3 protein-coding genes are annotated in these 5,014 nt (G+C 39.0%); 2 read left to right on the top strand and 1 reads right to left on the bottom strand.

The annotated features are described in order from the left end of the window. Positions 1–222 precede the first annotated feature (222 nt). Positions 223–1,668 (top strand): hypothetical protein, encoded by a 1,446-nt coding sequence (locus ACUNWA_RS18915; RefSeq protein ID WP_445593490.1) that lies wholly within the window; start codon positions 223–225, stop codon positions 1,666–1,668. A 215-nt stretch (positions 1,669–1,883) separates the two neighbouring features. Here ACUNWA_RS18915 and ltrA read toward each other — a convergent pair whose 3' ends face one another. Further along, complete coding sequence (gene ltrA, locus ACUNWA_RS18910; protein ID WP_445593489.1) at positions 1,884–3,062, bottom strand: group II intron reverse transcriptase/maturase; 1,179 nt, start codon at positions 3,060–3,062, stop codon at positions 1,884–1,886. 758 nt (positions 3,063–3,820) lie between these two features. Between ltrA and ACUNWA_RS18905 the strand changes: the two genes are divergently transcribed. After that, on the top strand, positions 3,821–4,924 hold the full coding sequence (locus ACUNWA_RS18905; RefSeq protein ID WP_445593488.1) for a hypothetical protein: 1,104 nt from the start codon (positions 3,821–3,823) through the stop codon (positions 4,922–4,924). Positions 4,925–5,014: the final 90 nt, after the last annotated feature.

The raw sequence follows: 5,014 nt of genomic DNA, 5'->3' as shown, positions 1-5,014 counted from the left end.
GAAATTGACTATTGAAACAATAATATTATATTTGTCTATAAGCTAACCAACTTAACCACAAATCTAAACCTAAAAAACCAATGAGAGAACGACCCTACTACAGTTACCACCCCGACACAACCAACGTTTCAACCAACAAGAACAAATACAGATAAAGCCAATATACCCACAGGACTGTGGGTATACAGGTGCTATGCAACAGTTTAAACCAAATAAAAACCAATGGAAGAAAATAATAAAATTGAACTAATTCCTACAGGAAATTCACCTCAAAAGATTGAGACATCAATTGCTGAGTTTAATCAACCATTAAGCAATTTGCTTCAACATGTAGGTTTGCCAACAGAAAATGTATTACAACCGATTGAGGAAAGACGCAAAGTAATCTTTTCATTAGAAAGTGCACTTGAAGTTCTGCCTTATGAACAAAGGGAGAAAGCATATTATTTATCAAAGTTTACTGTTGCTGTAACTGTAGGGCTCTTTGATGGAGCTCTTGCCTTTTTGTGGGATGAAACAATAAAAGCACTGAGACAATTAATTCTAAAATTTGATTTAGAATATTTTTATAGCGTTGCTGGAGAATTAGCTTCGAGATATAAAAAGCTTAATGGAGAAGAAGACCTTGAGGCTATCTCAGATTATGATTTATTGGAAATCTGTAGAAGGATGGGCTTGATAAATGATGTAAATTTTAAAAGATTAGAATATGTAAACTATTTTCGAAATCATGCAAGTTCTGCCCATCCTAATGAAAATGAGGTTTCTGGAATGGACATGTTGACATTTTTGGAAAATTGTTTAAAATATGCAATCACTGCAACGCCTGACATCTCTGTAGTCAATTTAAAAAGATTATTAGACAATGTCAGAAAGAATGTTATCCCTGCCGCTGATTATGAGCCGATTGGAAAAGATATTATCAAACAACCGCAAGAAAGAATCGATGACTTATTATTAACACTATTTGGTACTTTTTGCTCACCTGACCAGGAGCAATTCATACTTGACAATATTGAAGGTATTTGTCCATATATCTGGAACGCTTCTACTGAAGAAACTAAATATAAAATAGGTGCAAAATTTGGTCTTCACCGCGTAAATGGTGACATCAAGAGAAAAGACTCAACCCAGAAATTTTTAGAAATCGTTGATGGAGAAGGCTATAAAGATGAAGATAGTCTTGCCGCAGAGTTACTGGAAAAACTTGAAAACCTGAGAAGCGTACATTTTGAATGGAATAATTTTTACAACGAATATTCACATGCCAAATCGATAGATAAATCCTTATCCAATAAAGGAATTCCTCAAGCTGCAAGAAAAATGTTTGTAAAAGTAATTTGTCTATGTTATGCAGGGAATGGAAAAGGATACAGGGATGGAATTGATGAAAGAGCAACAACATATTATGTCCAATTCATAAAAACATTTAATGTTGCAGAAACTATTGAATTCTTGAATCTATTTTCCGATTCTGAATTTACTACAGATTTAGACAAAAGAAAACCAGATTTGAGAATGCGTGATATTGCTAAAGAATTAAAAAATACAACGACGAATGTTCATATTAATAGAGCATTAGACACAATAATAAACTTCCCTGAAAGAATTTTAGCAAGAATTTCAGGAGATTCAAGATTTAAAGAGCCCATGAAATTTGTTAAATAAAAACCGTTGCATAATCGAATAGCCCGCCCCGCTAGCAAAAACTAGCAGGGAGAGGCTTTCACACCACCCAGCGTACGGGTCTCGTACTGGGCGGTTCGTTAAGTCATAGGAAACAAAACCGTACTTGGTTTAACTTGATTGTAGAGTTCCTGTAAGGGAATGTAACCGCGTTTTTTCAATCGATCAATTGTAATGGTAGTCCCCAAAATCGGGCTCTAAGCAATACGCCAACCACCCATTCTCGATCGGCTCCATTGATAGGCTTGTCCCTGTTCAACCCCCAAACGAATCAGGTTTTTCCTTTTCCGTTCCGGTTTTTTCCAGTGGTGCCAAATGCAGTAACGGAGTCGGTTCCGTAACCACCCGTCCAGTTCAACGAGTTTGTTCTGGATGCTTGCCATACGGAAAGCATTAATCCAGCCCCGTTGCACTTCGCCCATTTTTTCGATACGTTCATCAAAACTCATGGGAGTGGTTTTTCGGGTGATGGTTTTTAGCTTTTGCTTCAAGTTGCGCCAACTCTTTTCCGAAACGACCAATTGATATTTGCCGCGTTCTCCTTTCTTGTAGGTTGGCACAAAACCAAATCCTAAACAGGTAAAATGTACCGGTCGGCGAATGCCGCTTTTCTCCCGGTTGATAGTCAACTTCAACTTCTTCTTAAGAAACTTAAAAATGTTGTTGCCTACCTTTCGGGCTGTAGCTTTCGTTTTAACGTAAATGCTAAAATCATCGGCATAGCGGACAAAACGCAAACCCTGCCGTTCCAATTCCCTGTCCAGTTCATGCAACATGATGTTGGACAGTAAGGGGCTCAGAGGACTTCCCTGCGGTACGCCCTTCCGGCGCTTGACCAGCTTCCCGTTTATTTGTATCGGGGAGCGAAGCCATTTGCGAATAAGGCGTAGGGTTTCGCGGCATCTGATTTTGCGGTAAAGCAGTTGTAATAAATAGCGGTGGTCTACTTCATCGAAAAAGGTCTTCAGATCAATATCGACGACGTACTGATAACCCTTGTTGATGTAGCCCTGTGCTTTTAAAACTGCCTGTCCAACGCTTCGCTTAGGGCGAAATCCAAAACTGGAATCCGAGAACTCATATTCGAACCGTGCCGTGATAACTTGCAAAACCGCCTGTTGTAGCAAACGATCAGTTACTGTGGGAATACCAAGTAACCTTGTTTTCCCTTCTCCTTTCGGAATCGCTACGCCTAAAATGGCTTGGGCCAAGTATTGACCACGACGAACTTTGGCTGCCAGTTCGCCCTTATCAATTGATAAAAGGTCCGACAGTTTACATACAGGCATGTGGTCAATCCCTGCCGAACCGTGGTTCTTTTGGACTTTGTACATTGCCTGTAACAAGTTCTTTCGCGATAGAATTTGCTCAATCATTTTTAGTTTCCATCTTTTGTTTCCCTGTCCCGTCTAAAACAAGGCTAGATTCTGCTCCCGCAGAAAGCTTCCTTGCCGAATTTAGGACAACTTAACGTTCGGCCCTTCAGCTTATCGGTGAGTCCTCCGCCTTTTCGATGACGGCTCATTTCCAAAGCCTACTATGGCCTCTGCTGACTCCTCAAAGACTTTGGATCTTTGAGGCCTCCCCAGGTAAGAGCATCTCCCCTACCTGCCGGCAGGCAGGCTTCACCCAATCGCTGCCTGATCTACTACTTTGGCGCTCATCCCTTGCGGAATGTTTTGGACGTCACAATGATGTGCTTGCTTATCCGGCCTCATAGCCTCATATCAGGTTCCTGTTCGTCAGTACCGGGGTTTGTAGTCTCGCTTCCTTCACTGCATGGGTCACCCCAAACCAGCTTGCGACTTACTAATGCTTCAAGACGTTACTCCTGCGCATAAGGGACTTACACCCTCTGGAATAATTTCATGCATCACACTACCATTTAACACTAAAAATTTGTATTTTAAACATTTTTCCAGAGCTTTCAGTAGTGTGTGCACATGCTCATGCTGGGCACACACACAGTACATATTGCAGGGCGGGGTTCAATGGTACGCCAACTGCGGATTCTCGCATCGCAGTTCCGTGTCCTTCGGACAGGAACGCTCTCCGAAATCCGCCCCGACAACATGTACCAACCGTTGTGTGCAATGGCGCGACACTGCATAGATTAAACCTAATGATAAGATAAATGGAAAACAATTCACAAAAGATTTTTACTAACAAAGCGATTTCAGTAGCAACATTTTTCGGTGGACCAATTGCTGCTGGATTTCTGATTTCAAAAAACTATAAAGTCTTTGGAGATGAGAATGCAGCTCGAAATTCAATTTTTATTGGGATAATATCAACGGTTCTTCTTTTTGCTGGGATTTTTATGATTCCTGAGCATATAATAGATAAAATTCCACAAGCATTAATACCTGGGATTTACACGGCGATTATTGCGGGATTAGTTGAAAAATTACAAGGACAAAAGATTAAAGATTTCCTTTCTGAGAATGGTCAAAAAGCTTCAAACTGGCAAGCTGCAGGATACGGATTAATTGGACTTTTAATTATAGCGTCTTTTTTATTCGTTATGATTTTTGCAATTCCAACCGAAGGATATGAGAAAAACATAACCGTAGATAAAAATGTAAAATTGCATTACAGCAAAGACATTGAAGATTTAAAATCAGAGCGTATAGCATCTGTGATTAAGCAATCTGGATTTATGGAAGGTAGTGAAGGAGCTGATTTGTTTTTAAATACAGAAGAGAATTTCTACAGACTTAAATTTGTTCTTCCTGATACTTCAGTACTGTCTGATACAATGTTGCTAACAGATTTTAATGGATTTGAGAATTATCTAAATTATAACTTAAACTTTGATAAGAAAATTGAAATAGGATTCACAGATATCAATTTGCTAAATAACTTTGAACTAAAAGAGATAGAAATTGACAACCAACAAGTATACGAGCCGATACTTTATTTACAGCCTTATCAGATTAATGATTTTCACAAAATTTACTACAATTCATCAATGCCAATCGAAGATGTGAAGAAAGTTGAGAATACAGTTAAAAGATTAAGAGCCTATTTTCCAGTTAACCAAAGGATTGACATTGTATTTCTTAATACGGAACCTGATTATACAATTAAATTTTTTGTAGTTAAAGATTTGTGGCAAAATGATGGAGTAACAAAAAGACTTAAAAGCACAGTTGATTATATTAAGAGTAATGGAGTTGACAAAAATATTAATTTAGTATTGATTGATAATCAGACTTTTGAAGAGAAGAAAATATAAGCCACATGCACACAATCGAGTAGACGGCCGGTGAGCTAATAGCCCACCGGAGCGCCTCTCACACCACCGTACGTACGGGTCTCGTATACG

The organism is Sunxiuqinia sp. sy24, from assembly GCF_052677165.1.
Note: the sequence above shows the minus strand (reverse complement) of the source record. Positions and strands in the feature narration are given on the sequence as shown.